Here is a 25,235-nt window from a genome sequence, read left to right as displayed (position 1 = left end):
GTTCTCGAAGACATGGACGTAGGCGGGAAGGCGGACCGGGCGGTCGTACGCGACGCCCTGGGTGTCGGGGTGGCCGTGGGGCTCTCCGGGTTCGCCTTCGGAGTGACATCGGCAGGCAGCGGCCTCACGCTGCTCCAGACGTGCGCGCTCAGCCTCCTGGTGTTCACCGGGGCGTCCCAGTTCGCCCTCGTAGGGGCCCTCGCGGCGGGAGGCAGCCCGTTCACCGCCGCCGCCGGGGCCTTCTTCCTGGGCGTGCGGAACGCCTTCTACGGTCTGCGTCTGTCGCAGCTGCTCGCCCTCCCGCGCGCGGTGCGGCCGTTCGCCGCCCAGTGGGTGATCGACGAGACGGCCGCCGTCGCTCTGGCCCAGCCCACCCGGCGCGCCGCACGGCTCGGGTTCGTCGTGACCGGGCTGAGCCTCTACATCCTGTGGAACCTCACCACGCTGCTCGGGGCCCTGGGCGCCGAGGCCATCGGGGACACCGATGCGTGGGGACTGGACGCCGCCGGACCCGCGGTCTTCCTCGCCCTGCTCGCACCGATGCTCAAGAGCCGCACCGAGCAGGCGGTCGCCGGGCTCGCGGTGCTGCTGGGGCTCGGGCTGCTGCCCGTGCTGCCGGCCGGAGTGCCGGTGCTGCTGGCCGCGCTGGCGGCGCCGGTCGTGCTGTGGGCGGAAGGCTGCCGCAAGGGACAGCGCAAGGGGCAGGTGGACGCGCGGTGAACGTCTGGATCGCGATCGGGGTGACCGTCCTCGGGTGCTACGCCGTCAAGCTGGCGGGACTCCTGGTGCCCGCCGGGGCCCTGGAGCGGCCCCTCGTCAAGCGTCTCGCCGCGCTGCTGCCCGTCGCGCTGCTGGCGGCCCTCACCGCCCAGCAGACCTTCGCCGACGGGCAGACACTGGTGCTGGACGCACGGGCCGCCGGCCTGGCGGCCGCGGCCGTGGCGCTGCTGCTCAGGGCCCCGTTCCTGCTCGTCGTCGCCGCGGCCGTGCTGGTGACCGCGGGAGCGCGGGCCATGGGGGCGGGATGAGCGCGGGATGATCAGTCGATGGTGCGGCCGTACGCCCGGAGCACGCGCAGGGCGTCGATCGTCACCACCGGGCGGGCCTCCATGGCGGGCGCCGGGGCCCAGTGGCGCCACCGGACGGGCCAGCCGCCGTCCTCCTGCTGCTGGGCCGCGAGGTGGTCCAGGGAGCGGGTCATCTCGTCGTCCGTGAACCACGCGCGCGCGAGTGAGCGCGGTGTCCGCGCGTAGTCGTACGGGAAGTGGTGCTCGCCCGGCGCGTAGCCGGGGGAGACCGGATACGCGTCCAGACGGCCGGGATCCAGGGCCACGAGGCGGTGTTGGCGGACCAGGCGGCCGAGACGGTCGGCTGCCGCCTGCGCGCGCGGGCGGTCCGGGGCGGCGTCCAGGAAGGCCACGGCGGCCTCGATCTCGTACGGGTGCGACTTGTCCAGCGACTCGACCGCCTGCCAGCAGAAGTCCGTGGCCCGGAACAGCCAGGCGTGCCACACCTCGTTGCGGTGCAGCAGCCCCACCACCGGCCCGGTCGCCAGGAGGTCGCTGGGCGGGTCGTCCAGCACCGTCACGAAGGGAGCCGTGGGGTAGCCGTGCTGGCTGGGGTGGATCGCCGGGAGGGCCCCGTCCGCCGTGGAGACCGCCGTCAGGTAGCGGCAGATGCGCTCCACCCGCTGGCCGGCGCAGCGCCCGACCGCGTCCAGGACGCGCAGGGCGTGCGCGGTGTGCAGCGGCTGGCTGACCGGGCCGCGCAGATCGGGTTCGAGCGCGTGGCCGTACCCGCCGTCCTCATTGCGGTAGGCGTCGAGGGCGGTCTCCACCTGGTCGGCGGAGCCACCCCGGAAATCGTGGGCGAAGCGGTGCTGATCGAGCACGCGCGCGGTGAGCCAGACGAAGCGCTCCGCGCGCGTGACGGGGCTGAGCCGCGGGGGCGTCGGGGGGAGTGTGGAAGCTCCGGTTTCGGCCATGGGTCAGACGGTAGGGCGCGAAGAGGCGCCGGCAGGCGGTCCCGGCTCAGGCCCACCCCCAGGGGCGGGATACTGGAGTCATGCGGTTGACGGTCTTCTGGCAGCGGATGGCGGAGCACTTCGGTCCTGGCTACGCCGAAACCTTCGCGCGCGACCACGTGATGTCGGAGCTGGGCGGACGCACGGTGCACGGGGCGCTGGAGGCCGGCTGGGACGCCAAGGAGGTCTGGCAGGTGGTCTGCACGGTGATGGACGTGCCCCGGGAGAGGCGCTGACCCCTGCCGATGCGCAGCGGAGATCTCCGACCGGACGCCCGGCCCTGGAGCCCTCCGGACAGAGGCGGACCGGCTTCGGAGATCGCGGCCGGTCACGAAGATCGCAGGCGGGCAGACGGTTGTCGGTGGCGTGGGCGAGACTTGGACCGTGGCACCCACTGACGAGTCCGGGCAGGCAGCCCAGCAGCCCCCAGCTTCCGGTACGACGCCGCCCGCCCGGCCCCCCGTCGGCGGGGCCGGCGCGATCGGCCGCATGCCGCGCTGGCTGCCGCGCGCCATGGTGCTCGCGCTCGCCCTCGTCGCCGCGTTCCAGCTGGGCAGCTGGGCCTTCCACCAGCTCACCGGCCTGCTGATCAACATCGTCATCGCGTTCTTCCTGGCACTCGCCATAGAGCCCGCGGTGAGCTGGATGGCCTCACGCGGCATGCGCAGGGGGCTGGCCACGTTCATCGTCTTCATCGGCGTGATGATCGTGTCGGCAGGCTTCGTCACCCTGCTCGGTTCCGTCCTCGCGGACCAGATCATCAAGCTGATCGAGGGCTTCCCCGGCTACCTCGACTCCGTCATCAACTGGATCAACACGCACTTCAAGACCGATCTGAAGCGCGTCGACATCCAGGAGGGCCTGCTCCGCTCCGACTGGCTGCGCAACTACGTCCAGAACAGCGCCACCGGCGTCCTGGACGTGTCCGCCCAGGTGATCGGGGGCCTCTTCCAACTGCTGACGATCGCCCTGTTCTCGTTCTACTTCGCCGCGGACGGTCCGCGACTGCGCCGCGCCATCTGCTCGGTCCTGCCCCCCGCCCGCCAGGCCGAGGTGCTGCGCGCGTGGGAGATCGCCGTGAACAAGACCGGTGGCTACATCTACTCCCGCGGCCTGATGGCGCTGATCTCCGGCGTGGCGCACTTCGTCCTGCTGCAGGCCCTGGACGTGCCCTACGCGCCCGTGCTCGCGGTGTGGGTGGGCCTGGTTTCGCAGTTCATCCCCACCATCGGCACCTATCTCGCGGGCGCCCTGCCCATGCTGATCGCGTTCACCGTGGATCCCTGGTACGCGCTGTGGGTCCTGGTCTTCGTCGTCATCTACCAGCAGTTCGAGAACTACGTGCTGCAGCCCAAGCTGACCTCCAAGACCGTCGACATCCACCCCGCCGTGGCCTTCGGCTCGGTCATCGCCGGCACCGCCCTGCTCGGCGCCGTCGGCGCGCTGATCGCCATCCCCGCCATCGCCACGCTCCAGGCCTTCCTGGGGGCGTATGTGAAGCGCTACGACGTCACGGACGACCCCCGGGTGCACGGGCACCGCCGCGGGGGAGAGGGACCGGCCCTGCTCACGCGCGCGCGAGGGCTGTGGGCACGGCGGCCGGGCGCGGAGCGGCCCAGAGGCGAGGGCTCCGGGAAGAGCTCCTCCTGAGGGGCCCGGGCCCGGCGGGTTCCTACGGCGTCGCGGCCTTCAAGAGGCTCTCTCGCTCGTCGGGTGGGATGAACCCGTCCGGCAGTGTCCGGTCGTCCAGCAGCTCGCGCACCAGTTCGGCATGCTCGGCGAACACGGCCCTGCATCGTGCGCGTTCCGGGTGGTCGTGGTCGCTGCCCAGGAATCGGACCGCCTGCTGGCCGGCGCCGTCGACGGGATGCGAGAGCTCCGCGACGACGAACAGGACCTCGACCAGTTCGGTCCGCACCGGCACCGCCGGATCGGCGGCGAGCCGCAGCAGGAACGGCAGCGCCGCCGGCATGGCCGGGCCCAGTGTGAAGACACCGTCCATCAGGACATTGCAGAGCACCCGCTCGGCCTCGCGAGCCGCGGCCGGGTCCAGCAGACCTCGCAGGAGGGGCGGGACCCCGGCGGGGCACCCGGGGAAGTCCGCCCAGGTGATGTCGTCGCAGCCGCGCAGCGCGGGGTGATCCCGGCCGGACCTCTGCCCTTCTGGGAACTCCTGAAGGAACCGTGTGACGGCGGCTTCCTTGCCCGCCGCGGTGATCCGGCACATCCGTCTCTCCCCCTGTGAGCACGCGCGCCTGCTGTGCAGGACGCACGGTACTCCGGCGCGTGTGCTCCCGGTGTCGGCGCGCACCGCCACACGCGCACGCCTCGGCACGGAACCCGGGCGGGGTGCGGCGTGGTGCGCTTGACACGAAAATCGAACATCCATTCTCATGGAGGCGCCGGCGAGGCTCAACGAGGGGCGTTTCGACGTACTTTGAGTAGAGATGTGCCCGAGTTATCCACAGGCCGGACGTGCGTCGGGGCGCATTGTCAGTGGCAGGCGTTAGCGTCTTTGACGTGAAGCGATCGACTCAAGCAAATCGGGTGGAACCCATGGCAGGAACCGACCGCGAGAAGGCCCTGGAAGCCGCTCTCGCACAGATTGAACGGCAATTCGGCAAGGGCGCGGTCATGCGCATGGGCGACCGGACCAACGAGCCCATCGAGGTGATCTCGACCGGCTCCACCGCCCTGGACGTGGCCCTCGGCGTGGGCGGTCTGCCCCGCGGGCGCGTCGTGGAGATCTACGGACCGGAATCCTCCGGCAAGACCACGCTGACCCTGCACGCGGTGGCGAACGCGCAGAAGGCCGGCGGGCAGGTCGCCTTCGTCGACGCGGAGCACGCCCTCGACCCCGAGTACGCGAAGAAGCTCGGCGTCGACATCGACAACCTCATCCTCTCCCAGCCGGACAACGGCGAGCAGGCCCTGGAGATCGTGGACATGCTGGTCCGCTCCGGTGCCCTCGACCTCATCGTCATCGACTCCGTCGCCGCGCTCGTCCCGCGCGCGGAGATCGAGGGCGAGATGGGCGACAGCCACGTCGGTCTGCAGGCCCGCCTGATGAGCCAGGCCCTGCGAAAGATCACCAGCGCGCTCAACCAGTCCAAGACCACCGCGATCTTCATCAACCAGCTCCGCGAGAAGATCGGCGTGATGTTCGGCTCCCCGGAGACCACGACCGGTGGCCGGGCGCTGAAGTTCTACGCCTCGGTGCGCATCGACATCCGCCGCATCGAGACCCTGAAGGACGGCACGGAGGCGGTCGGTAACCGCACCCGCTGCAAGGTCGTCAAGAACAAGGTCGCGCCGCCCTTCAAGCAGGCCGAGTTCGACATCCTCTACGGCCAGGGCATCAGCCGTGAGGGCGGCCTGATCGACATGGGCGTGGAGCACGGCTTCGTCCGCAAGGCCGGCGCCTGGTACACGTACGAGGGCGACCAGCTGGGCCAGGGCAAGGAGAACGCGCGCAACTTCCTGAAGGACAACCCCGACCTGGCCAACGAGATCGAGAAGAAGATCAAGGAGAAGCTGGGCGTCGGCGTGCGTCCCGAGGAACCGGCCGCCGAGCCGGGCACGGACGCCGCGGTCTCCGCACCGGCCGACGCGACGCCGGCTGTCCCGGCTCCCGCACCGGCCAAGACCGCCAAGTCCAAGGCCGCCGCAGCCAAGAGCTGACCCGTGACACGGCGAACCGAATGGGCGGAGTACGAGTACGCCGCCTCCGGTGTCCCCCGGGGGAGGGGCACCGGAGGCGACACGAGCTCAGCCCCGGACGGGGAAGGCGGCCCCGGGCAGACGCCCCCCGAGGGCGACCGGCAGTACGGCGACGACACCGGGCCGCGCGGGGGCGGCTCACCCGGAGGCGGCTCGCGTGACGGCGGGCCGAGGGGTGGTCGTGGCCGTCGCCGGCGTGGCTCCGGGTTCGGGGAGGCGGCGGCCGATGCCGAGGACGGAGGTGCCCTCTCCTCGTCGAGGGCCGAGCAGGAGGCACCTCCAGGGGACCCGGTCGAGCGGGCTCGGGCGATCTGCCTGCGTCTGCTCACCGGGACCCCGCGCACCCGCAAGCAACTCGCCGACGCCCTGCGCAAACGGCAGATCCCCGACGACGCCGCGGAGGAGGTGCTGTCGCGGTTCGAAGAGGCCGGCCTGATCAACGACAGCGCCTTCGCGGACGCCTGGGTGGAATCCCGCCACCACGGCAGAGGACTGGCCCGGCGTGCGCTCGCCCGGGAGCTGCGGACCAAGGGCGTCGACTCCACGCTGATCGACGAGGCCGTCTCCCAGCTCGACTCGGAGCAGGAAGAGGCAACCGCGCGTGAGCTCGTCGCGCGCAAGCTCCGCTCCACCCGCGGACTCGACCGCGACAAACGCCTCCGCCGCCTCGCGGGCATGCTCGCCCGCAAGGGCTACCCCGAGGGCATGGCCCTGCGGGTCGTCCGCCAGGCGCTGGAGGAAGAGGGCGAGGACACGGAGTTCCTTGAGGAGGAGGGGTTCTGAGGGTGGTGTCCTGACGGGGACGAGATCTGAGGGCGGCTGTCGCCGACCTAGGCTCAGCGCATGAAGATCAGTGTGCGGGCGGCGGCTGAGGCGGACGTGTCAGCGTTGCTGGCTCTGTACGGCGAACTGAATCCGGACGACGCGCCCTTGCCTCAGGCGACCGCGGATGTCATCTGGGCGGCCATATCGAGGCAGCAGGGACGCACGATACTGGTGGCTGATGCAGACGACGCTCTGGCCGGAACGGCGGATTGCATCGTCATGCCGAACCTCACGCGCGGGGGCAGGGCCATCCTGTTCGTGGAGAACGTCGTGGTGGCCGGCGCCTTCCAGCGGCGTGGTGTCGGCCGACGACTGATGGAGGCTGTGGTTCGGCTGGGTGAGTCAGCGGGCTGCTACAAGATCCAGCTGCTCGCGGCGGATGACGAGTACGTCCACACCTTCTACAAGGCGTGCGGTTTCTCAGCCCTCGCGGAGGGTTTCCGCCGCTACCTCCCGTAGAAGGTTCAGCCCTCGAACCGGAGGCTGCCTTCCGGTGCCACAGGCCCACCCGGCGCAGCAAGCGGCTGACAAGCTCACTCCGCCTCACACCACCGGAAACCCCGCCTCCCGCCAAGCCTGGAAGCCCCCGATCAGGTCCGTGGCCCTGTGCAGGCCCAGTTGGTGCAAGGACTGGACAGCCAGGCTGGATGCGTAGCCCTCGTTGCAGAGCACGACGATGCGCAGGGCGTGACTCGTCGCCTCCGGGAGGCGGTGGCTGCCCTGGGGGTCGAGGCGCCATTCCAGTTCGTTGCGCTCGACGACCACGGCGCCCGGGATGAGGCCGTCCCGTTCGCGCAGGGCGGCGTAGCGGATGTCGACCAGCAGTGCGTCGCCGGCCCGGGCCGCCTCGTACGCCTCCCGCGGTTCGATCCGCTCGTAGCCCGCCCGGACACGCTCCAGCAACTCGTCGATGCCGACAGGCGGTTGGGGGTCGCGGCTCGCCGAGCCGGGTGCGGTGCTCACTGCCAGTCCTCCGGGCGCTCGACCTGCTCGAGCCGCAGGATAGGGCCGCTGCGGCTGTAGCGGCGGATCTGCGGCAGGGGCGGGTAGTAGGCGTGGACGGAGATCGCGTGCCGGTCCGTGGACTCGTTGAGCACCTCGTGGACGTGGTGCCGGCCGAAGGCGCGGCCCTGGCCGGCCCGCAGCCGCCGCTCCCGGTCCACGTCCTCGGTGAGTTCGAGGGTCTTCCAGCCGTCGGTGGGCAGCCGCGCGGCGAGCGAGTTCTCCTTGAGCTCACCCGAGGCGGTCAGGAAGGCGCCGACCGAGTCGGCATGGTCGTGCCAGCCGGTGCCCGTGCCCGGCGGCCAGCCGATCAGCCAGGCCTCGCTGCCGCCGGGCCCGTCCAGCCGCACCCAGGTGCGGCCCTCCGGGTCGAGCGGCAGGGAGTCGATCAGCTCGGCGTCGGCGGCCGTGCGCCGGACGAAGTCGTAGAGGTCGGCCTGGGTGGGAGCCGCACCGGAGGAGACAGAGGGGGACGCGGAAGGGGATACAGACACGGGTGCCGTCCTGAAGGTCCTGATGAGAGTTCGCGAGCAAGGCGCGGCAGCCGACGGACAGAGCGCGGCGCGCGCACAAGGAGAAAGGGGAATGCGAAGTCAGCAGGACGGGCGACACACGCAGCCCGCATAGCGGAGGAGGTCCATATGGACCCTCCGCCACAGGCGCACACAGGTGTCGGTCACGCACCGGAGTACACCATGACCGTCCGGGCGGGTCAACTCACTGTCACCATGCGGACGCACCGTGACAGTGAGCACGTCGTCGCGGGGTCGGCGTCAGCGTGAGCCGGCCGAAGCACCGGCCTCTGCCTGCGCTTTCACCGGTCCGCCCACCGCGGCCTCCGCCGCCGCGTACAGGTCGGCCGGGCGTACCCCGCCCAGCGCGGTGACGAGGTGCCCGTCGGGGCGCACCAGAAGCACCGTATGCGCGGCGGCGCCCGGATAGCTCTCGGCGACGAGCAGCTCCGCCGGATGCGGCAGTGCCGTGACCGCCGCCGCGAGCTGCGGCATGATGCCGGCGCCGACCCAGTGCTTGCGCTCCCAGACGCCCGTGCCCGGCGCGATGAGCACCACGAGCAGCGCCCCCCGGCCGAGCCGGTCCCGGAGCCGCACGAAGGTGCCGTCCTCCGCGGTGACCCGTACGTCGGTGACCGGTGCTCCGAGGGGGGTGTCGACCGGCACCTCGCCTTCGAGGCGCTGGGGCGCGAGCGGCGAGTCGGCGTACGCCCCCGGCGCGCCGAGCTGGCCCTGCCCCAGGTGACCCTCCGTGAGCAGGGCGTCGTGGCCGCGGGACGAGCCGGGGACGACCGCGCGCAGGCCTCCGCCGCCGCGCAGCAAGGGCAGTGCCTGGTCGGCGGCGCGGAGCCGGGCGGCGACGACCGCCCGCCGTTCCGTCTGGTAGCTGTCGAGGAGGGCCTCGTGCGGCCCGTGGTGCCAGGCCAGGGCCAGTTTCCAGGCGAGGTTGTCGGCGTCCCGCAGCCCCTCGTCCAGCCCGTGCGTACCGAGCGCGCCGAGCAGATGGGCGGCGTCCCCGGCGAGGAACACCCGGTCGGCGCGCCAGCGGCGGGCCAGCCGGTGGTGGACGGTGTGCACACCGGTGTCCAGCAACTCGTACGGCGGCGTCGTGCCGCCCGCCCAGCCGGCCAGGGTCTCCCGGATGCGGGTGAGCAGCAGTTCGGGGGTGACCAGGTCCTTGCCGGGCGGCAGGAGCCAGTCCAGGCGCCACACGCCGTCCGGAAGAGGGCGGGCGGTGACCTCGCCGGCGGAGGGACCGGACATGCGCCAGGGCGGCTGACGGTGCAGCAACGCCTCGTCGTACCAGGGCAGTTCCGTGCGGAGCGCGGCGACGGCGTGACGTTCCACCGCCGTACGGCCCGGGAAGCGGATGTCCTGGAGCTTGCGGACGGTCGAGCGGGGGCCGTCACAGCCGACCAGGTAACTGCCACGCCACCACGTGGCCTTGGGGCCGCGGGTGTGGGCCGTGACGCCCGAGGGCTCCTGTTCGAGGCCGTCGAGGCGGCTCTCCACCGCGACTTTGACGAGCCGTTCGCCCGAGAGGGCCGCGCGCAGCGCGTTGGTGAGGACGTGCTGGGCGATGTGCAGGGGAGCGGGCTCGCTGCCGTCGAAGACGATCTCGCGCATCACCTGCTTGCGCCGCATCGACCGCCATCCGGCCCAGTGCGCACCGGCCCGGGCGAGGGGCACGCCGGTCAGCCGTTCCATCAGGGCGGCGGTGTCCTCGCGCAGGACGACGGTGCGCGCAGCGCGGGGTTCGTCCTTGCCCGGCCCTTCGTCGAGGACGACGCAGGGCACCTCCTGACGCGCCAGAGCCAGGGCGAGCGTGAGCCCGACGGGCCCCGCTCCGACGATGATCACCGGGTCCACGGCGTGGCGCCCCCTGCCCGCGGTGGTGTCCTGAGAGACGTAGGTGAACACGAAGGTGGAGCAGGGTGCACGATCACAGAACGTATGCAACCCATTGCCGGTGCTTGCGTCAAGTGACCAGGGGCAGTGGCGATCATGCCACTGCCCCTGAGTGTGTCACGCGAGGTGAACGCGTGTCAGACGGTGCCTCCGGCGCCGGTGCCGGCCGTGCCGGCGATCTCCGCGTCATTCGCACCGACGACCGCGCCCGTCGACTTCTTGGCCCGCCGCAGTCGGCGCTCCAGCCAGCTTGCGAACGAGGTGAGGGCGAAGTTGAGCGCGATGAAGATGACGGCCACGACGGTGAAGCTGGCGATGATGTTCGCGCCGTAGTAGCCGCTCATGGTGTTCGCCGAGGAGAGCAGTTCGGAGTAGGTGAGGACGGCGCCGCCGAGTGCGGTGTCCTTCACGATCACGACGAGCTGGCTCACGATGGCCGGGAGCATCGCGGTGACGGCCTGAGGCAGCAGGATCAGGCGCATCAGCTGGCCCTTGCGCAGGCCGATCGCCATCGCCGCTTCGGACTGTCCCTTGGGCAGGGACAGGATGCCCGCCCGGACGATCTCCGCGAGCACGGAGGCGTTGTAGAGCACCAGGCCGGTGACGACCGCATAGAGCGGACGGTCGTCGGAGGTGACGTTGGTGTATTCGGCGAACAGCGCGAGACCGAAGATCATCAGGACCAGCACGGGGATGGACCGGAAGAACTCGACCACGACCGCGGCCGGCACCCGGACCCACACGTGGTCAGACAGGCGGGCGATGCCCAGGACCGCGCCGAGCGGCATCGCGATGATCACCGCGAGGACGGCGGCCTTCAACGTGTTCTGCAGACCCGGCCAGATGTACGTGGACCAGGCCTCGGAGCCGGAGAAGAACGGTTCCCACAGGGCCCATTCCAGCTGGCCCTTGTCCTTGAGGGTCCCGAAGACCCACCAGAGCAGGGCCGCGAGGGCGACCAGGAAGACCACCGTGAGGATGATGTTGCGCCGCTTGGCGCGCGGTCCCTGAGCGTCGTAGAGAACGGAGCTCATCGCTTCACCGCCACCTTCTTGCCCAGCCAGCCGAGGAACAGGCCGGTAGGCAGCGTCAGAACCACGAAACCGAACGCGATGATCGCCGAGATCAGCAGCAGCTGGGCCTCGTTCTCGATCATCTCCTTCATCAGTACCGCCGCTTCGGCGACACCGATGGCGGCGGCCACCGTGGTGTTCTTGATGAGGGCGATCAGCACGTTCGCGAGCGGGACGACGGACGAGCGGAACGCTTGCGGCAGCACGACCAGACCGAGCACCTGGTTGAAGCTCAGACCGATCGCGCGGGCCGCCTCCGCCTGCCCGACCGGCACCGTGTTGATGCCGGAGCGCAGCGCCTCGCACACGAAGGACGAGGTGTAGAGAATCAGGCCCAGGACGGCGAGCCGGAAGTTGATCGTCTCGACGTCGTTCGCGCCGAGGGAGACTCCCAACGTCTGGTTCAGGCCCAGCGACGTGAACAGGATGATGACGGTCAACGGGATGTTCCGCACGATGTTCACGTAAGCGGTCCCGAAACCGCGCATCAGCGGCACCGGTCCGACGCGCATGGCGGCCAGCAGGGTGCCCCAGATCAGGGAGCCGACGGCGGAGAGCACAGCGAGCTGCACTGTCGTCCAGAAGGCTCCCAGCAGGTCGTAATCCTCAAGAAAGTCGAACACGATCTCCCGTGCTTCCGCGTGTAGGGATGCCCACGCCGGTGCGCCGCCCCTTCCGGTGGGCGGCGCACCCTGTCAGGCGTTGCCTCAGCTCTTGATGTCGCCGATCTTCGGCGCCGGCTCGTTCTTGTAGTTGGCCGGGCCGAGGTTCTTGTCCACGGCCTTCTGCCAGGCACCGTCGGCGACCATGTCCTCGAGGGCCTTGTTGATGTCGGCCTTGAGGTCGCTGCCCTTCTTGACGCCGATGCCGTAGTTCTCGTTGGTCAGCTTGAAGCCGCCGAGCTTGAACTTGCCCTTGAACTGCGACTGGGCGGCGTAACCGGCGAGGATCGAGTCGTCCGTGGTCAGCGCGTCGACGGCACCGTTCTGCAGGCCGGGCAGGCACGCGGAGTACGTCGGGTACGGCTGCAGCTGCGCCTTGGGAGCCAGCTTGTCCTTGACGTTCTGGGCAGAGGTGGAGCCGGTGACCGAGCACAGCTTGGCGTTGTTCAGGTCCTTGGGCGACTTGATCTTGTTGTCGTCCGAGCGGACCAGAACGTCCTGGTGCGCCAGAAGGTAGGGGCCGGCGAAGTCGACCTTCTCCTGACGCTCGGGGGTGATCGAGTAGGTCGCCGCGATGAAGTCGACGTCACCACGCTGGAGCATGGTCTCGCGGTCGGCGCTCTTGGCTTCCTTCCACTCGATCTGGTCGGCGTCGTAACCGAGCTTCTTCGCGACGTACGTGGCGACGTCGACGTCGAAGCCGGCGTAGCCCTGCGGCGTCTTCTGGCCGAGGCCGGGCTGGTCGAACTTGATGCCGACCGTGATCGTCTTGCCGTCGCCGGAACCGGAGCCGCCGCCCTCGTTCTTGTCGCCGCCGCAGGCGGTGGCGGTCAGGGCGAGAGCGAAGACGGTGGCCGAGGCGGCGGTGACCTTGCGGAGCTTCATGATGAACATCCTTTGGCTGGTGAAGAGATGCAGGCCCTCAAGGGGTGGGCGACTTGGGGCGCGTCGGACGCGACCCGCGCCGTCAGTGGTGCAGGATCTTCGACAGGAAGTCCTTGGCACGGTCGCTGCGCGGATTGCTGAAGAACTGGTCGGGCGCAGCCTCCTCGACGATTCGGCCATCCGCCATGAACACCACGCGGTTTGCAGCCGATCGTGCGAAACCCATCTCATGGGTGACCACGATCATGGTCATACCGTCGCGGGCGAGCTGCTGCATGACCTCCAGCACCTCGTTGATCATCTCGGGGTCGAGCGCGGAGGTCGGCTCGTCGAAGAGCATCACCTTCGGCTCCATGGCCAGGGCTCGCGCGATCGCGACGCGCTGCTGCTGGCCGCCGGAGAGCTGCGCCGGGTACTTCTCGGCCTGCGCGCCCACGCCGACCCGGTCGAGCAGGGCACGGGCCCGCTCCTCCGCGGCCTTCTTGTCCTTCTTGCGGACCTTGATCTGGCCGAGCATCACGTTCTCGAGCACGGTCTTGTGCGCGAAGAGGTTGAAGGACTGGAAGACCATCCCGACGTCGGCGCGCAGCCTGGCCAGTTCCTTGCCCTCGGCGGGAAGCGGCTTGCCGTCGATCGTGATCGAGCCGGAGTCGGTCGTCTCCAGGCGGTTGATGGTGCGGCACAGGGTGGACTTGCCGGACCCGGAGGGCCCGATGACCACGACGACTTCACCGCGGGCGATCGTCAGGTCGATGTCCTGGAGTACGTGCAACGCGCCGAAGTGCTTGTTGACGCTCTTCAGGACGACCAGTTCTCCGGTCGCGGCCACATCTTCCTTGGCCACCGATACTTCGGTCATCGCTCTCAGGCTCCGTCCTCCTCGGTTTCGGAGGACAGTAGTAACCCTCTACGACCTGCGTCATTACATCTGAGGGAGATCTGAGCATCACGATCCGATAGCAATCGGACACATGTCGTAGCACTGGGGAGCGGCGCTCATACCAGCCGGATAACGGAAGCGGTCCGCAACCGGAACCCTCTTGACGCCGTCCTCATCCATCAGCGTGACTGCACAGGGTGCACGCGCGCGCGTGCACGCGTTTTCGTACACAACCAGATCGTACGACCAGTGAACCGAAGGGGGCCCGGATGAGACTGCTGCTCGTCGAGGACGACAACCACGTCGCCGCCGCCCTGTCGGCGGTTCTGGCGCGGCACGGGTTCGACGTCACGCACGCGCGCAGCGGTGAGGAGGCCCTCCAGGCACTCGTTCCCGAGGGCGACTGCTTCGGCGTCGTCCTGCTCGACCTCGGCCTGCCCGACCAGGACGGATACGAGGTCTGCGGCAAGATCCGCAAGCGCACCAGCACTCCGGTGATCATGGTCACCGCCCGCTCCGACGTGCGTTCCCGCATCCACGGCCTCAATCTGGGCGCCGACGACTACGTGGTGAAGCCCTACGACACGGGGGAGCTGCTCGCCCGCATCCACGCCGTGAGCCGGCGCACCGCGCACGAGGACACCTCCAGCGGCATCGAGACCGAGCTGCGGCTCGGGCCGGTGCACATCGAACTGCCCACGCGCCGGGTCAGTGTGGACGGGTCCGTGATCCAGTTGACCCGCAAGGAGTTCGATCTGCTGGCCCTGCTCGCGCAGCGGCCCGGAGTGGTCTTCCGCCGGGAGCAGATCATCAGCGAGGTGTGGCGGACCAGCTGGGAGGGGACCGGACGCACCCTGGAGGTGCACGTCGCGTCGCTGCGCGCCAAGCTGCGCATGCCGGCCCTCATCGAGACCGTTCGCGGAGTCGGCTACCGGCTCGTCGCGCCTGCCGGGTAGCGGGGCCGGGTGCGCACTCGTCTGCTCCCGCTGCTCATCGTCCTGATGGCGGCCGTACTGCTCGCGCTCGGTGTCCCGCTCGCGGTGAGCCTCGCCGGGGCGCAGCAGCAGAAGGTCGTCGTCGACCGGATCGACGACACGGCTCGCTTCGCCGCCCTCGCCCAGTTCGTCACCGACTCGCCCGACGGCACCGCCGACGCCTTCGAGAACGAGCGCCTCGCCACCCTGAGCAGCGAGCTGACCAGCTACTACGAGGTCTACGGCATCCGGTCCGGGGTCTTCTACCGCAGCGGCAGTGCCATGGCCCACGCCCCGGCCAGGTGGTCGCTGCCGAAGGAGGGCGAGGTACGGGACGCGTTCGACGAGGCGCTGCTCAGCCGCCGCAGCCACGACCCGCAGCAGGTGTGGCCCTGGCAGCGCCGCAATCTCGTGGTCGCCTCGCCGGTCATCCGGGACGGCGATGTCGTCGCGGTCGTCGTCACCGACTCGCCGACCGGGCAGTTGCGCTCGCGCACGCTGCACGGCTGGCTGGTCATCGGTGCGGGCGAGTTCGCCGCGATGCTGCTGGCCGTCGGTGCCGCCCTGCGGCTGACCGGCTGGGTGCTCAAGCCCGTACGGGTCCTGGACGCCACCACCCACGACATCGCCACCGGGCGGCTCAAGTCGCGGGTCGCCGCCGCCGGCGGGCCGCCGGAACTCAGGCGCCTGGCCCGGTCGTTCAACGAGATGGCCGACAACGTCGAGGACGTGCTGGAGCAGCAGCGGGCCTTCGTCGCCGACGCCTCCCACCAGTTGCGCAACCCCCTCGCGGCGCTGCTGCTGCGCATCGAGCTGCTCTCCTTCGAACTGCCCGAGGGCAACAAGGAGATCGCCTCGGTCCAGGCCGAGGGCAAGCGTCTCGCGCAGGTTCTGGACGACCTGCTCGACCTGGCGCTGGCCGAGCACACCGAGGCCGATCTGCGGATCACGGACATCGGCGAGCTGGCCGCCGAACGCCTCGCGGCCTGGGCCCCGACCGCCGAGGCCAAGGGCGTGCGCCTGGTGGGCGACTGCCCGCCGACGACCGCGTGGGCCGACCCCGTCGCCCTCTCCAGCGCGCTGGACGCGGTCATCGACAACGCGGTGAAGTTCACGCCGGAGGACCAGGTCGTCGAGGTGACCGTCGCCTCCAGGGGCGACCTCTCCACCGTCGTCGTCACCGACCACGGCCCGGGCCTCACCGACGAGGAGCTGGCCCGCGTCGGCGACCGCTTCTGGCGCAGTGGCCGGCATCAGAACGTGAAGGGCTCGGGCCTCGGCCTGTCCATCTCGCGGGCGCTGCTCGCGGCGGGCGGCGGTTCGATCGCGTTCGACCGTCACGAGCCGCACGGGCTGAAGGTGACGGTGGCGGTGCCGAGGTCGGCGCCGACGGCTTGACGGCAGGTGACCGCCATAGGCCCGGCGCTACGGCTTGACCGACTGGTAGTAGCGCTGGGCGCCGACGTGCAGTTGCAGCGGGTCGGTGTAGATCGCCGTGCGGACGTCGACCAGCTGGGCGGAGTGGACGGTCGCCCCGATGAGGTCCCGGCTGTCCAGCACCGTACGGGTCAGCCACTCGGTGAGCCGGGGGTCCATGTCGCTGCGGGTGACCAGCAGGTTGGACACCGCGAGGGTCGGTACCGGCTTGCCGCGCTGGATGGTCGGGTAGGCCGACTCCGGCATCTTGGTGGCGCGGTAGTAGCGCGTGGCACCGCCCTGGTCGTGCAGCTCGGCCACGAGCGAGGCGTCGATCGGCACGAACCGGAAGGCCGATGCCGACTTCTTGGCCGGCCGGCTGAGCCCGTCCGTGGGCAGCCCGCCCGACCAGAAGAACGCGTCGAGGCCGTGCCCCAGGCGCTTGGGCCCGGTGTCGATGCCGTCCGAGGACGGCTTGATGTCCTTCTCCGGGTCGATGCCGGCCGCCCTGAGCACACCGTTGGCTATCAGCCGCACGCCGGAGTCGGGCAGCCCTATGGCCACGCGCTTGCCCCGCAGGTCGGCGACGGAGCGGATGTCCGAGTCGGGCGGTACGACGAGCTGGACGTAGTCGTCGTACAGGCGCGCGAGGCCGCGCAGCCGGTCGGCGCCCGGCGCGTTGTCGAGCTTGTACGTGGCGACCGCGTCGGCCGCCGCGATCGCGAAGTCGGCCTTGCCGGTCGCCACGTCGGCGACGTTCTCCTGCGAGCCGGCACTGGTCAGCAGCCGCACCTTCAAGTCGGGCATGTCCTTGTCGATCTCGTTGCGCAGGAGTTCCCCGTACTCGTGGTAGACCCCCGCACGGGTGCCCGTGCTGAACGTGATCGTTCCGGCCGGCGGCTCCTCGGCCCAGGGGCGCAGCCACCACAGCAGCAGGCCGAGGACCACGAGGGAGGCGGCGCCGCCCTGCAGGGCCCGGCTCCTGCCGATACGGGGGAACGTCCTGGACATGCGGGCGATCCTGCCAGCCGGGGTGCCCCGGTGACCAGGGCAGGGGTCACAAGGCGTCCACGGGGGAGTGTCGGTGGCCGCCGCTACAGTCGCCCCCATGAGCTCTTCGCCCGCCGATCTGGTCCGTGAATTCCACCGCGCCTTCGGCCTGGACGCCCGCAGTACGCCGACGGAGGTCTCGCCGGAACTCGCGGCGCACCGCGGTGAACTCCTCGCCGAGGAGGCCGCGGAGGTCGCCGAGGTGTCGGTGCACGGCCCGCTCGACCGGCTCGCCCACGAGCTGGCCGACGTGGTCTACGTCGCGTACGGCACCGCCCTCGTGCACGGCATCGATCTGGATGCGGTGCTCGCCGAGATCCACCGCTCCAACATGACGAAGATCGGCCCCGACGGCTCGGTATCCCGCCGGGAGGACGGCAAGGTCCTCAAGGGCCAGCACTACGAGGCACCGGACGTGCCGGGAGTACTGCGCAAGCAGGGGTGGGTGCCGGGCGGGGGTGCCTGACCGGCGGGTCACGCCCTGGGCCGGTCACGCGCGGATTCGGGCCGCCCGGCCCATTCCCTCCTCAGTCGGCGACCGGTGCCTCGGCCTCTGCCGCCCGGGGCGCGGGCTGCGGGTGGCGGGGCTCGCGGCGCCGTGCCCACCAGGTCGCCACCGGCTCGGTGTAGCGCGCGGTGAGCGGGCCCAGGACCACCAGGATCAGCACGTAGGCCGTGGCCAGGGGGCCGAGGGACGGTTCGATGCCCGCGGACACCGCCAGGCCGGCGATGACGATCGAGAACTCGCCGCGCGCCACCAGCGCGCCGCCCGCCCTCCAGCGCCCCTTGACGGAGATCCCGGCGCGCCGGGCCGCCCAGTACCCGGTGGCGATCTTCGTCAGCGCGGTGAGGAGGGCCAGTCCGAGGGCCGGCAGCAGGACGGGCGGGATGCTCGACGGGTCGGTGTGCAGCCCGAAGAAGACGAAGAAGACCGCCGCGAACAGGTCACGCAAGGGGCTCAGCAGGGTGTGCGCACCCTCGGCGACCTCCCCCGAGAGGGCGATGCCCACCAGGAAGGCCCCCACCGCGGCCGACACCTGGAGCTGCTGTGCGACCCCCGCGACCAGGATGGTCAGGCCCAGCACCACCAGCAGCAGCTTCTCCGGGTCGTCGCTGGAGACGAACCGCGAGATGACCCTGCCGTAGCGCACCGCCAGGAACAGCACGAGCCCGGCCGCGCCCAGCGCGATCGCCAGGGTCACGCTCCCGGCCATCAGCCCGACGCCCGCCACCAGCGCCGTGACGATGGGCAGGTACACCGCCATCGCCAGGTCCTCCAGCACCAGCACGCTGAGGATCACCGGCGTCTCCCGGTTGCCGACCCGGCCCAGGTCGCCCAGCACCTTCGCGATCACGCCGGACGACGAGATCCAGGTGACACCGGCCAGCACGACGGCGGCCACCGGGCCCCAGCCGAGCAGCAGTGCCACGGCCGCCCCGGGCAGCGCGTTGAGGGCGCAGTCGACCAGCCCGGACGGGTAGTGGGTCTTGAGGTTGGAGACCAGATCGCTCGCCGTGTACTCCAGGCCCAGCATCAGCAGCAGCAGGATGACGCCGATCTCCGCGCCCGTGGCGATGAACTCCTCGCTCGCGCCCAGCGGCAGCAGACCGCCCTCGCCGAACGCGAGACCGGCCAGGAGGTACAGGGGTATGGGGGAGAGCCGGAACCGGCCGGCGAACCGGCCGAGCAGGCCGAGGCCGAGAATGATGGAACCGAACTCGATGAGCAGAACCGCGGAGTGCAAAGGCTCACTCCCGCCCGAGTATGGTCGCGGCCGCGTCGACGCCCTCACGGGTCCCGACGACGATCAGCGTGTCACCGCCGGCCAGCCGGAAGTCCGGCACGGGCGACGGGATGGCCTCCGCTCGGCGCAGCACCGCCACCACCGACGCCCCCGTCTCCGTCCGCATCCGCATGTCGCCCAGCACCCGCCCGTTCCAGTGCGAGGTCGCGGCCACCTCGATCCGCTCGGCGACCAGCCCCAGGTCCGTGGTGTACAGCAGGCTCGGGCTGTGGTGGGACGGCTTCAGGGCGTCGATCAGCGAACCCGCCTCCGAGCTGGTGAGCCGCAGGGAGTGCGCGCACGAGTCGGGGTCGTCGGACCGGTAGACGTTCACCGTGCGCGTGCCGTCGCGGTGCGCCACCACCGACAGATGGCGGTGTTCCCGGGTCTCCAGGTCGTACTGGACCCCGATACCCGGTAGCGGCGTCGCCCTCAGGCGCGGAGCTGACACGTTACTTCCCCTTGTTCGTCTCGTTTGTCGTACTTTGTCGGCCTGATGAGCGGTGCCGATCATCGGACGGGTCAAGTCCGCATGCTCCCATCCAGCCGTACGGTGACGACATGGGTGTTGTGACGGATATACGCAACGGCCGGCCGCCGGAGAGGCTGGAGGGGGCGGTGCACCGCGCGAAGGCGGGAAGGAGCGGATCCGGAAGCGTGTCGTTGTTCTGGCGGATCTTCTCCCTCAACGCGGTCGGCCTGGTCGTGGCCACGGCGTTGCTGCTCGGCCCGGTCACCGTGTCCACCCCCGTCCTCGCGGGCGAGGCCCTCGTCCTGCTCGGCGGCCTGGTGCTGCTGCTCGCCGGCAACGCGCTCGTGCTGCGCTTCGGCCTGGTGCCCCTGCAGCGCCTCGACCGGGCCATGGCCACCGCGGATCTGCTGCGACCGGGTTCCCGGCCCGTCGTCGCGGGACCGGCGGAGACGGCCGGGCTGATCACGACGTACAACACGATGCTCGACCGGCTGGAGGCCGAGCGGGCCGCGGGCGCCGCCCGGGCGCTGTCCGCGCAGGAGAGCGAACGGCACCGGATCGCCCGGGAGCTCCACGACGAGGTCGGGCAGACCCTGACCGCCGTCCTCCTCCAGCTCAAGCGCGTCGCCGACCGGGCGCCCGAGGACCTGCGCGAGGAAGTGGGCCAGGCGCAGGAGGCTACCCGGGCCGGCCTGGACGAGATCCGCCGGATCGCCCGGCGCCTGCGCCCCGGCGTGCTGGAGGAACTCGGGCTGGCCAGCGCCCTGCGCTCGCTCGCCGCCGAGTTCACCACCCACGGGCTGACCGTGCGTCACCACGTCACCGGCGAGCTCCCCGGCCTGACCCCCGAATCCGAACTCGTCGTCTACCGCGTCGCCCAGGAGGGCCTGACCAACACCGCCCGGCACGCCGCCGCCGACCTCGCCGAACTCCGCCTCCAGCCGGTCCCCGGCGGTGTCGAACTCCTCGTGCGCGACAACGGCACCGGCCTCGGCGGCGGCCCCGAAGGCTCCGGCATCACGGGCATGCGCGAACGCGCGCTGCTGATCGGGGCCGCCCTGACCCTGGAACCGGCCCCGGGCGCAGGCACCGACGTACGGCTGCGCATACCGCTGACGACGCGTGTACCCGTGACCGAAGGACCCCGCTGATGTCCACCCCGATCCGCGTCCTGCTCGCCGACGACCACACCCTCGTGCGCCGGGGCGTGCGCCTCATCCTGGACGGGGAACCGGACCTGACGGTCGTCGCCGAGGCCGGAGACGGGGCCGAGGCCGTCGCCCGCGCCCGCGAGACCCCCGTCGACCTCGCCGTCCTGGACGTGGCCATGCCCCGGATGACCGGCCTCCAGGCCGCCCGGGAACTCTCCCGCCGGCTGCCCGGCCTGCACATCCTGATCCTGACGATGTACGACAACGAGGAGTACTTCTTCGAGGCGCTCCGGGCCGGGGCCAGCGGCTACGTCCTCAAGTCCGTCGCCGACCGCGACCTGGTCGAGGCCTGCCGGGCGGCCGTGCGCGACGAGCCGTTCATCTACCCGGGCGCCGAACGCGCCCTCGTCCGCTCCTACCTGGAGCGGCTGCACCGCGGCGACGGCCTGCCGGAGAGGGCCATCACCGAACGCGAGGAGGAGATCCTCAAACTGGTCGCCGAGGGCCACACCTCGAAGGAGATCGGCGAACTGCTCTTCATCAGCGCCAAGACCGTCGAACGCCACCGCGCCAACCTCCTCCAGAAACTCGGCATGCGCGACCGCCTGGAGCTGACCCGGTACGCGATCAGGGCGGGACTCATCGAACCCTGAGGCGGATGCGGGGTTGTCCACAGGCGGCCGAGTCACTTTCGCCGACCGCCTACCCTTGTCCCCATGAGCAGCATCGACCGGAGCCAGTCAGTGGGCGGCACGCGCACATACGAGGTACGCACCTACGGGTGCCAGATGAACGTCCACGACTCCGAGCGATTGTCCGGACTGCTGGAGGACGCGGGCTACGTCCGTGCCCCGGAGGGCGCCGACGAGGCGGACGTCGTCGTCTTCAACACCTGCGCGGTGCGTGAGAACGCCGACAACAAGCTGTACGGCAACCTCGGCCACCTCGCTCCCAAGAAGGCGAGCCGCCCCGGCATGCAGATCGCGGTCGGCGGCTGCCTCGCGCAGAAGGACCGCGACACCATCGTGAAGAGGGCGCCCTGGGTGGACGTCGTCTTCGGCACGCACAACATCGGCAAGCTGCCCGTCCTCCTGGAACGCGCGCGCGTGCAGGACGAGGCGCAGGTCGAGATCGCCGAGTCGCTGGAGGCGTTCCCCTCGACGCTGCCCACCCGCCGCGAGAGCGCCTACGCGGCCTGGGTCTCCATCTCCGTCGGCTGCAACAACACCTGCACCTTCTGCATCGTTCCGGCCCTGCGCGGCAAGGAGAAGGACCGCCGCCCCGGCGACATCCTGGCCGAGATCGAGGCCCTGGTCGCCGAGGGCGTCTCCGAGATCACGCTGCTCGGGCAGAACGTGAACGCGTACGGCTCCGACATCGGCGACCGAGAGGCCTTCAGCAAGCTGCTGCGCGCCTGCGGGAAGATCGACGGCCTCGAGCGCGTCCGCTTCACCTCCCCGCACCCGCGGGACTTCACCGACGACGTCATCGCCGCCATGGCCGAGACGCCGAACGTCATGCCGCAACTGCACATGCCGCTCCAGTCCGGCTCGGACCCGGTCCTGAAGGCGATGCGCCGCTCCTACCGTCAGGAGCGCTTCCTCGGAATCATCGAGAAGGTCCGCGCCGCCATCCCGCACGCCGCGATCAGCACGGACATCATCGTGGGCTTCCCCGGCGAGACCGAGGAGGACTTCGAGCAGACGCTGCACGTGGTGCGCGAGGCCCGCTTCGCCCAGGCGTTCACCTTCCAGTACTCCAAGCGCCCCGGCACCCCGGCCGCCGAGATGGACGGCCAGATCCCCAAGAAGGTCGTCCAGGAGCGCTACGAGCGACTCGTCGCCCTCCAGGAGGAGATCTCCTGGCAGGAGAACAAGAAGCAGGTCGGCCGCACCCTGGAGCTGATGGTCGCCGAGGGCGAGGGTCGCAAGGACGACACCACCCACCGGCTGTCCGGCCGTGCCCCCGACAACCGCCTGGTCCACTTCACCAAGCCGGACCAGGAGGTCCGCCCCGGCGACGTGGTCACGGTCGAGATCACCTACGCCGCCCCGCACCACCTCCTCGCCGAGGGCGCCGTGCTGGACGTACGCCGCACCCGTGCGGGCGACGCCTGGGAGAAGCGGAACGCGGCCGAGAAGGCCAAGCCCGTCGGGGTGATGCTGGGCCTGCCCAGGATCGGCGCCCCCGAGCCGCTGCCTGCCGTGGCAAGCGGGTGCGGCTGCGACTGAGCCGGGCCGCCGCCGCCCTGTGCGGTGGCAGCGGCCCCTGAGAGTTACCCTGCCGATCATGCTTGTCGCCGCAGCTGTCTGCCCCTGCCCACCCCTCCTGCTCCCCGAGGTCGCCGCGGGCGCCGCCCCGGAACTGGATGCCGCGCGGGCAGCCTGCACGGACGCGCTGGGCCTGCTCGCCGCGGCCCGGCCGGGCCGACTGGTGGTCGTCGGCCCGGCGGCGGACCGTGCCGGGCCCGAGACGTACCCGGAGGGCACCCGGGGATCCTTCCGGGGTTTCGGTGTCGACCTGGACGTACGGCTGGGAGCGGCCGAAGGCGCGGACCCGGGACCGCGACTGCCGTACGCACTGGCGGTGGCCGCCTGGCTGCTGGAGCGGACCGGGTGGTCCGACGCCCCGGTCGAGGGGCTCGGGGTGGGGGAGTCGTACCCGCCCGAGTCGTGCGTGCGGACCGGCAGGGACATCGCCGCCCGGGACGATCGGGTGGCCCTGCTGGTGATGGGAGACGCCAGCGCGTGCCGGACGCTCAAGGCTCCGGGCTATCTGGACGAACGGGCGGCGCCCTTCGACGCGGAGGTCGCGCGGGCGCTCGGCGCGGCGGACATCGCGGCACTCGCCTCTCTGGACACCGGGCCGGCGCACGAACTGAAGGCGTCCGGCCGGGCCCCCTGGCAGGTGCTGGCGGGCGCGGCCGAGGGCACCGGCCTCGGCGGATCGCTGCTGTACGAGGACGCGCCGTACGGCGTGGGGTACGTCGTCGCCGTCTGGTCCTAGGCGGGACGGCAGGGCGCGCGAGCGCCGGGACACCGGACGAAGGGCGCGGCAAACGGCGGACGGCCGGGGAGCCCCTGAGCTCCCCGGCCGTCCGCCGATGTTCCTCTCCGTGTGCCGATGCGCGCCCGGAACCTTCTGCGCCGATGCGCTCAGGACGTGGGCGGTGGTGCCTCCGGCGGCGGCGGGCCGCCCGCGGTCGGCGGTGGAGTCGTGCCGTTCGCGCCGGACGGCGCCGTCGTGCCGCCCGTGTTCGGTGCGCCGTCGTCCTTGTGCGCGAGCCGGTTCACGGCGCCCTTGGCGCGGCCCGTGCCCGACTGGATCCTGTCGCTGTACTTGCCCTTGGTCCTTTTGTCGACGGCCTGCGCGGCCTTGTCGAGACCGTGGTGGATCGTGCCCTCGTGCCGCTGCGCGAGGTCCGAGACCTTGTCCTTGGCCGGGCCCAGCTTGGCTTTCACGTTGTCGAGGAGGCCCATGGCTCACCTTCCCTCGCGCGGGGCGGTCACGTGCGGGCGCCCTCGCCCGCCTCATTGTCGGCCGCCTTGTCGGTGGACTGCTGCTTGGGGATGTCGACGCCCTCGGTCTCGGTGACCTCCGCGGTGGCCTCGGCAGCCGGCTCGGCCGTTTCCCCCGTTCCGTCGCCGCTCTTCGCCTCCGCGGTCTCGGCCGCCTCCGTCTCGGGCTCGGCCGTCGCCGTGTCCGTCCGAGCCTCGGCCGCAGGCGTCTCCGCCGTGGCCTTCGACCGCCGGAAAAGTCGTGCAAAAACGCCCATATCCACTCCATACGTTACTCGTGCGGGCGAAATCCCGCGTTGCCCGGTGCGTCGGTTTGCGCGGCCCGGGCCACCGCCTCTGCGATCTGGCGGCAGGAACCTCGCAACGGGCAACGACCCCGCGGCCGTCGCGTCACGTAACTCGTTCGAGACCAGGGCGGGAGGTTTGCGAGACTGGGTCGGTGAGCAGTGCACCCCCCGCCCCCCGCGTCATCGCCGTCGTCGGTCCCACCGCGGCCGGAAAGTCCGATCTGGGCGTCTTCCTGGCCCAGCGTCTCGGCGGCGAAGTCGTCAACGCCGACTCCATGCAGCTCTACCGAGGGATGGACATCGGCACCGCCAAGCTGACGCCCGAGGAACGCGGTGGCGTCCCCCACCACCTGCTGGACATCTGGGACGTGACCGTCACGGCGTCCGTGGCCGAGTACCAGCGCCTGGCCCGGGAACGGATCGAGGCGCTGCTCGCCGAGGGCCGCTGGCCGATCCTGGTCGGCGGCTCAGGGCTGTACGTGCGCGGGGCCGTCGACAACCTGGAGTTCCCGGGCACCGACCCCGAGGTCCGCGCCCGTCTGGAGGAGGAACTCGCGCTGCGCGGCTCCGGCGCGCTGCACGCCCGCCTGGCCGCCGCCGACCCCGAGGCCGCTCGGGCGATCCTGCCCAGCAACGGCCGCCGGGTCGTGCGCGCCCTGGAGGTGATCGAGATCACCGGCAGACCCTTCACGGCCAACCTCCCCGGCCACGACTCGGTGTACGACACCCTCCAGATCGGCGTCGACGTGGCCCGCCCCGAGCTCGACGAGCGCATCGCGCGCCGGGTCGACCGGATGTGGGACGCCGGCCTGGTGGACGAGGTGCGCGCACTCCAGGCGCAGGGGTTGCGCGAAGGGCGTACGGCCTCGCGCGCCCTCGGCTACCAGCAGGTGCTCGCGGCGCTCGCCGGGGAGTGCACCCTGGAGGAAGCGCGGACCGAGACCGTCCGTGCCACCAAGCGCTTCGCGCGCCGCCAGGATTCATGGTTCAGGCGCGACCCGCGGGTGCACTGGTTGAGTGGGGCAGCGGCCGATCTGACGGAACTTCCGCAGCTCGCGCTGTCCTTGGTCGAACGACCGGTTACAGCCTGATC

At 71.0% G+C, this 25,235-nt stretch carries 30 protein-coding genes; 15 read left to right on the top strand and 15 right to left on the bottom strand.

Going from position 1 to position 25,235, the window contains the following annotated elements; genetic code table 11:
* Nucleotides 1–12: 12 nt before the first annotated feature.
* Nucleotides 13–720: an AzlC family ABC transporter permease gene (locus ACFY9E_RS07395; RefSeq protein ID WP_390980331.1), complete on the top strand. Its 708-nt coding sequence runs from the start codon at nt 13–15 to the stop codon at nt 718–720.
* Nucleotides 717–1,028 (top strand): AzlD domain-containing protein, encoded by a 312-nt coding sequence (locus ACFY9E_RS07390; protein ID WP_386645496.1) that lies wholly within the window; start codon nt 717–719, stop codon nt 1,026–1,028. The genes ACFY9E_RS07395 and ACFY9E_RS07390 overlap by 4 nt, the downstream gene beginning before the upstream one ends.
* Before the next feature lie 11 nt (nt 1,029–1,039).
* Here the strand turns inward: ACFY9E_RS07390 and ACFY9E_RS07385 are convergent, their stop codons facing one another.
* On the bottom strand, nt 1,040–1,984 hold the full coding sequence (locus ACFY9E_RS07385) for a hypothetical protein (protein WP_390980184.1): 945 nt from the start codon (nt 1,982–1,984) through the stop codon (nt 1,040–1,042).
* A gap of 80 nt (nt 1,985–2,064) precedes the next feature.
* On the opposite strand from ACFY9E_RS07385, the gene ACFY9E_RS07380 reads away from it, so the two are divergent.
* Entirely contained in the window at nt 2,065–2,259 is a 195-nt protein-coding gene (locus tag ACFY9E_RS07380; protein ID WP_283972776.1) for a DUF3046 domain-containing protein, read from the top strand.
* Between the two features lie 148 nt (nt 2,260–2,407).
* Nucleotides 2,408–3,673 carry an AI-2E family transporter gene (locus ACFY9E_RS07375; RefSeq protein ID WP_390980182.1) on the top strand — a complete coding sequence of 422 codons (1,266 nt, stop codon included), beginning with the start codon at nt 2,408–2,410 and terminating at the stop codon, nt 3,671–3,673.
* Nucleotides 3,674–3,695: 22 nt separating this feature from the next.
* On the opposite strand, the gene ACFY9E_RS07370 is transcribed toward ACFY9E_RS07375, so the two are convergent.
* On the bottom strand, nt 3,696–4,250 hold the full coding sequence (locus tag ACFY9E_RS07370) for a hypothetical protein (protein WP_390980180.1): 555 nt from the start codon (nt 4,248–4,250) through the stop codon (nt 3,696–3,698).
* 329 nt (nt 4,251–4,579) lie between these two features.
* Here ACFY9E_RS07370 and recA point away from each other — a divergent pair, with 329 nt between their 5' ends.
* Genes recA through ACFY9E_RS07355 form a run of 3 tightly spaced genes read left to right on the top strand, consistent with a single transcriptional unit; the run spans nt 4,580 to nt 7,027 of the window.
* The gene (gene recA, locus ACFY9E_RS07365; RefSeq protein WP_390980179.1) at nt 4,580–5,704 is read left to right on the top strand and encodes a recombinase RecA; all 1,125 of its coding nucleotides are present in this window, start codon (nt 4,580–4,582) and stop codon (nt 5,702–5,704) included.
* 3 nt (nt 5,705–5,707) lie between these two features.
* Entirely contained in the window at nt 5,708–6,526 is an 819-nt protein-coding gene (gene recX, locus ACFY9E_RS07360) for a recombination regulator RecX (RefSeq protein ID WP_390980177.1), read from the top strand.
* A gap of 60 nt (nt 6,527–6,586) precedes the next feature.
* Nucleotides 6,587–7,027 (top strand): GNAT family N-acetyltransferase, encoded by a 441-nt coding sequence (locus ACFY9E_RS07355; RefSeq protein ID WP_390980175.1) that lies wholly within the window; start codon nt 6,587–6,589, stop codon nt 7,025–7,027.
* 84 nt (nt 7,028–7,111) lie between these two features.
* Here the strand turns inward: ACFY9E_RS07355 and ACFY9E_RS07350 are convergent, their stop codons facing one another.
* The 8 genes from ACFY9E_RS07350 to ACFY9E_RS07315 all read right to left on the bottom strand — a co-directional run bounded on the left by ACFY9E_RS07350 (nt 7,112) and on the right by ACFY9E_RS07315 (nt 13,469).
* Nucleotides 7,112–7,531, bottom strand: coding sequence for a rhodanese-like domain-containing protein (locus ACFY9E_RS07350; protein ID WP_390980173.1), 420 nt, complete (start codon nt 7,529–7,531; stop codon nt 7,112–7,114).
* Nucleotides 7,528–8,064: a cysteine dioxygenase gene (locus ACFY9E_RS07345; RefSeq protein WP_390980172.1), complete on the bottom strand. Its 537-nt coding sequence runs from the start codon at nt 8,062–8,064 to the stop codon at nt 7,528–7,530. The genes ACFY9E_RS07350 and ACFY9E_RS07345 overlap by 4 nt, the downstream gene beginning before the upstream one ends.
* 99 nt (nt 8,065–8,163) lie before the next feature.
* Nucleotides 8,164–8,235, bottom strand: a complete 72-nt coding sequence (locus ACFY9E_RS07340; RefSeq protein ID WP_310851512.1) for a putative leader peptide — start codon at nt 8,233–8,235, stop codon at nt 8,164–8,166.
* 108 nt (nt 8,236–8,343) lie between these two features.
* Nucleotides 8,344–9,951 carry an FAD-dependent monooxygenase gene (locus ACFY9E_RS07335; protein WP_390980329.1) on the bottom strand — a complete coding sequence of 536 codons (1,608 nt, stop codon included), beginning with the start codon at nt 9,949–9,951 and terminating at the stop codon, nt 8,344–8,346.
* 176 nt (nt 9,952–10,127) lie between these two features.
* Nucleotides 10,128–11,024: an ABC transporter permease subunit gene (locus tag ACFY9E_RS07330; protein ID WP_390980170.1), complete on the bottom strand. Its 897-nt coding sequence runs from the start codon at nt 11,022–11,024 to the stop codon at nt 10,128–10,130.
* A complete protein-coding gene (locus ACFY9E_RS07325) occupies nt 11,021–11,686 on the bottom strand; it encodes an ABC transporter permease subunit (RefSeq protein WP_390980168.1) in 666 nt (221 codons plus the stop codon). Before ACFY9E_RS07325 ends, ACFY9E_RS07330 begins: the two co-directional genes overlap by 4 nt.
* Nucleotides 11,687–11,770: 84 nt before the next feature.
* Nucleotides 11,771–12,610 (bottom strand): transporter substrate-binding domain-containing protein, encoded by an 840-nt coding sequence (locus tag ACFY9E_RS07320; RefSeq protein ID WP_390980166.1) that lies wholly within the window; start codon nt 12,608–12,610, stop codon nt 11,771–11,773.
* A gap of 82 nt (nt 12,611–12,692) precedes the next feature.
* The gene (locus ACFY9E_RS07315; RefSeq protein ID WP_190054048.1) at nt 12,693–13,469 is read right to left on the bottom strand and encodes an amino acid ABC transporter ATP-binding protein; all 777 of its coding nucleotides are present in this window, start codon (nt 13,467–13,469) and stop codon (nt 12,693–12,695) included.
* 290 nt (nt 13,470–13,759) lie between these two features.
* Here ACFY9E_RS07315 and ACFY9E_RS07310 point away from each other — a divergent pair, with 290 nt between their 5' ends.
* On the top strand, nt 13,760–14,446 hold the full coding sequence (locus ACFY9E_RS07310) for a response regulator (RefSeq protein WP_390980164.1): 687 nt from the start codon (nt 13,760–13,762) through the stop codon (nt 14,444–14,446).
* A 9-nt stretch (nt 14,447–14,455) separates the two neighbouring features.
* Nucleotides 14,456–15,862, top strand: coding sequence for an ATP-binding protein (locus ACFY9E_RS07305; protein WP_390980162.1), 1,407 nt, complete (start codon nt 14,456–14,458; stop codon nt 15,860–15,862).
* Nucleotides 15,863–15,889: 27 nt separating this feature from the next.
* Here ACFY9E_RS07305 and ACFY9E_RS07300 read toward each other — a convergent pair whose 3' ends face one another.
* Nucleotides 15,890–16,891, bottom strand: a complete 1,002-nt coding sequence (locus ACFY9E_RS07300) for a TAXI family TRAP transporter solute-binding subunit (protein WP_390980160.1) — start codon at nt 16,889–16,891, stop codon at nt 15,890–15,892.
* Nucleotides 16,892–16,988: 97 nt separating this feature from the next.
* Here ACFY9E_RS07300 and ACFY9E_RS07295 point away from each other — a divergent pair, with 97 nt between their 5' ends.
* Nucleotides 16,989–17,396 carry a MazG nucleotide pyrophosphohydrolase domain-containing protein gene (locus ACFY9E_RS07295; RefSeq protein WP_390980158.1) on the top strand — a complete coding sequence of 136 codons (408 nt, stop codon included), beginning with the start codon at nt 16,989–16,991 and terminating at the stop codon, nt 17,394–17,396.
* Nucleotides 17,397–17,457: 61 nt separating this feature from the next.
* Here ACFY9E_RS07295 and ACFY9E_RS07290 read toward each other — a convergent pair whose 3' ends face one another.
* Nucleotides 17,458–18,675, bottom strand: a complete 1,218-nt coding sequence (locus tag ACFY9E_RS07290) for a cation:proton antiporter (RefSeq protein ID WP_390980156.1) — start codon at nt 18,673–18,675, stop codon at nt 17,458–17,460.
* 4 nt (nt 18,676–18,679) lie between these two features.
* Nucleotides 18,680–19,165, bottom strand: a complete 486-nt coding sequence (locus ACFY9E_RS07285; RefSeq protein WP_390980154.1) for a TrkA C-terminal domain-containing protein — start codon at nt 19,163–19,165, stop codon at nt 18,680–18,682.
* 110 nt (nt 19,166–19,275) lie between these two features.
* Between ACFY9E_RS07285 and ACFY9E_RS07280 the strand changes: the two genes are divergently transcribed.
* The 4 genes from ACFY9E_RS07280 to ACFY9E_RS07265 all read left to right on the top strand — a co-directional run bounded on the left by ACFY9E_RS07280 (nt 19,276) and on the right by ACFY9E_RS07265 (nt 23,343).
* Entirely contained in the window at nt 19,276–20,337 is a 1,062-nt protein-coding gene (locus ACFY9E_RS07280; RefSeq protein ID WP_390980152.1) for a histidine kinase, read from the top strand.
* Nucleotides 20,337–20,990, top strand: a complete 654-nt coding sequence (locus ACFY9E_RS07275; RefSeq protein ID WP_361118681.1) for a response regulator transcription factor — start codon at nt 20,337–20,339, stop codon at nt 20,988–20,990. Before ACFY9E_RS07280 ends, ACFY9E_RS07275 begins: the two co-directional genes overlap by 1 nt.
* A gap of 63 nt (nt 20,991–21,053) precedes the next feature.
* Nucleotides 21,054–22,568 (top strand): tRNA (N6-isopentenyl adenosine(37)-C2)-methylthiotransferase MiaB, encoded by a 1,515-nt coding sequence (miaB, locus tag ACFY9E_RS07270; RefSeq protein WP_390980149.1) that lies wholly within the window; start codon nt 21,054–21,056, stop codon nt 22,566–22,568.
* A 58-nt stretch (nt 22,569–22,626) separates the two neighbouring features.
* Complete coding sequence (locus ACFY9E_RS07265) at nt 22,627–23,343, top strand: class III extradiol dioxygenase subunit B-like domain-containing protein (protein WP_390980147.1); 717 nt, start codon at nt 22,627–22,629, stop codon at nt 23,341–23,343.
* 149 nt (nt 23,344–23,492) lie between these two features.
* On the opposite strand, the gene ACFY9E_RS07260 is transcribed toward ACFY9E_RS07265, so the two are convergent.
* Both ACFY9E_RS07260 and ACFY9E_RS07255 read right to left on the bottom strand, forming a co-directional pair.
* On the bottom strand, nt 23,493–23,816 hold the full coding sequence (locus tag ACFY9E_RS07260) for an Rv0909 family putative TA system antitoxin (RefSeq protein WP_390980145.1): 324 nt from the start codon (nt 23,814–23,816) through the stop codon (nt 23,493–23,495).
* A gap of 26 nt (nt 23,817–23,842) precedes the next feature.
* Nucleotides 23,843–24,112 carry a hypothetical protein gene (locus tag ACFY9E_RS07255; RefSeq protein ID WP_390980143.1) on the bottom strand — a complete coding sequence of 90 codons (270 nt, stop codon included), beginning with the start codon at nt 24,110–24,112 and terminating at the stop codon, nt 23,843–23,845.
* Nucleotides 24,113–24,294: 182 nt separating this feature from the next.
* Between ACFY9E_RS07255 and miaA the strand changes: the two genes are divergently transcribed.
* Nucleotides 24,295–25,233, top strand: a complete 939-nt coding sequence (gene miaA, locus ACFY9E_RS07250; protein WP_390980141.1) for a tRNA (adenosine(37)-N6)-dimethylallyltransferase MiaA — start codon at nt 24,295–24,297, stop codon at nt 25,231–25,233.
* Nucleotides 25,234–25,235 lie beyond the last annotated feature (2 nt).

Source organism: Streptomyces sp. NPDC012466 (assembly GCF_042955215.1).
Lineage (GTDB): Bacteria > Actinomycetota > Actinomycetes > Streptomycetales > Streptomycetaceae > Streptomyces.
Note: the sequence above shows the minus strand (reverse complement) of the source record. Positions and strands in the feature narration are given on the sequence as shown.

Bases quoted from the DNA above. Each gene is read 5' to 3' on its own strand.
- ACFY9E_RS07395 (WP_390980331.1), top strand. From the start codon at position 13: ATGGACGTAGGCGGGAAGGCGGACCGGGCGGTCGTACGCGACGCCCTG.
- ACFY9E_RS07385 (WP_390980184.1), bottom strand. From the start codon at position 1,984: ATGGCCGAAACCGGAGCTTCCACACTCCCCCCGACGCCCCCGCGGCTC.
- ACFY9E_RS07380 (WP_283972776.1), top strand. From the start codon at position 2,065: ATGCGGTTGACGGTCTTCTGGCAGCGGATGGCGGAGCACTTCGGTCCT.
- ACFY9E_RS07370 (WP_390980180.1), bottom strand. From the start codon at position 4,250: ATGTGCCGGATCACCGCGGCGGGCAAGGAAGCCGCCGTCACACGGTTC.
- recA (WP_390980179.1), top strand. From the start codon at position 4,580: ATGGCAGGAACCGACCGCGAGAAGGCCCTGGAAGCCGCTCTCGCACAG.
- ACFY9E_RS07355 (WP_390980175.1), top strand. From the start codon at position 6,587: ATGAAGATCAGTGTGCGGGCGGCGGCTGAGGCGGACGTGTCAGCGTTG.
- ACFY9E_RS07330 (WP_390980170.1), bottom strand. From the start codon at position 11,024: ATGAGCTCCGTTCTCTACGACGCTCAGGGACCGCGCGCCAAGCGGCGC.
- ACFY9E_RS07320 (WP_390980166.1), bottom strand. From the start codon at position 12,610: ATGAAGCTCCGCAAGGTCACCGCCGCCTCGGCCACCGTCTTCGCTCTC.
- ACFY9E_RS07315 (WP_190054048.1), bottom strand. From the start codon at position 13,469: ATGACCGAAGTATCGGTGGCCAAGGAAGATGTGGCCGCGACCGGAGAA.
- ACFY9E_RS07310 (WP_390980164.1), top strand. From the start codon at position 13,760: ATGAGACTGCTGCTCGTCGAGGACGACAACCACGTCGCCGCCGCCCTG.
- ACFY9E_RS07300 (WP_390980160.1), bottom strand. From the start codon at position 16,891: ATGTCCAGGACGTTCCCCCGTATCGGCAGGAGCCGGGCCCTGCAGGGC.
- ACFY9E_RS07295 (WP_390980158.1), top strand. From the start codon at position 16,989: ATGAGCTCTTCGCCCGCCGATCTGGTCCGTGAATTCCACCGCGCCTTC.
- ACFY9E_RS07280 (WP_390980152.1), top strand. From the start codon at position 19,276: ATGGGTGTTGTGACGGATATACGCAACGGCCGGCCGCCGGAGAGGCTG.
- ACFY9E_RS07275 (WP_361118681.1), top strand. From the start codon at position 20,337: ATGTCCACCCCGATCCGCGTCCTGCTCGCCGACGACCACACCCTCGTG.
- miaB (WP_390980149.1), top strand. From the start codon at position 21,054: ATGAGCAGCATCGACCGGAGCCAGTCAGTGGGCGGCACGCGCACATAC.
- ACFY9E_RS07265 (WP_390980147.1), top strand. From the start codon at position 22,627: ATGCTTGTCGCCGCAGCTGTCTGCCCCTGCCCACCCCTCCTGCTCCCC.
- ACFY9E_RS07260 (WP_390980145.1), bottom strand. From the start codon at position 23,816: ATGGGCCTCCTCGACAACGTGAAAGCCAAGCTGGGCCCGGCCAAGGAC.
- ACFY9E_RS07255 (WP_390980143.1), bottom strand. From the start codon at position 24,112: ATGGGCGTTTTTGCACGACTTTTCCGGCGGTCGAAGGCCACGGCGGAG.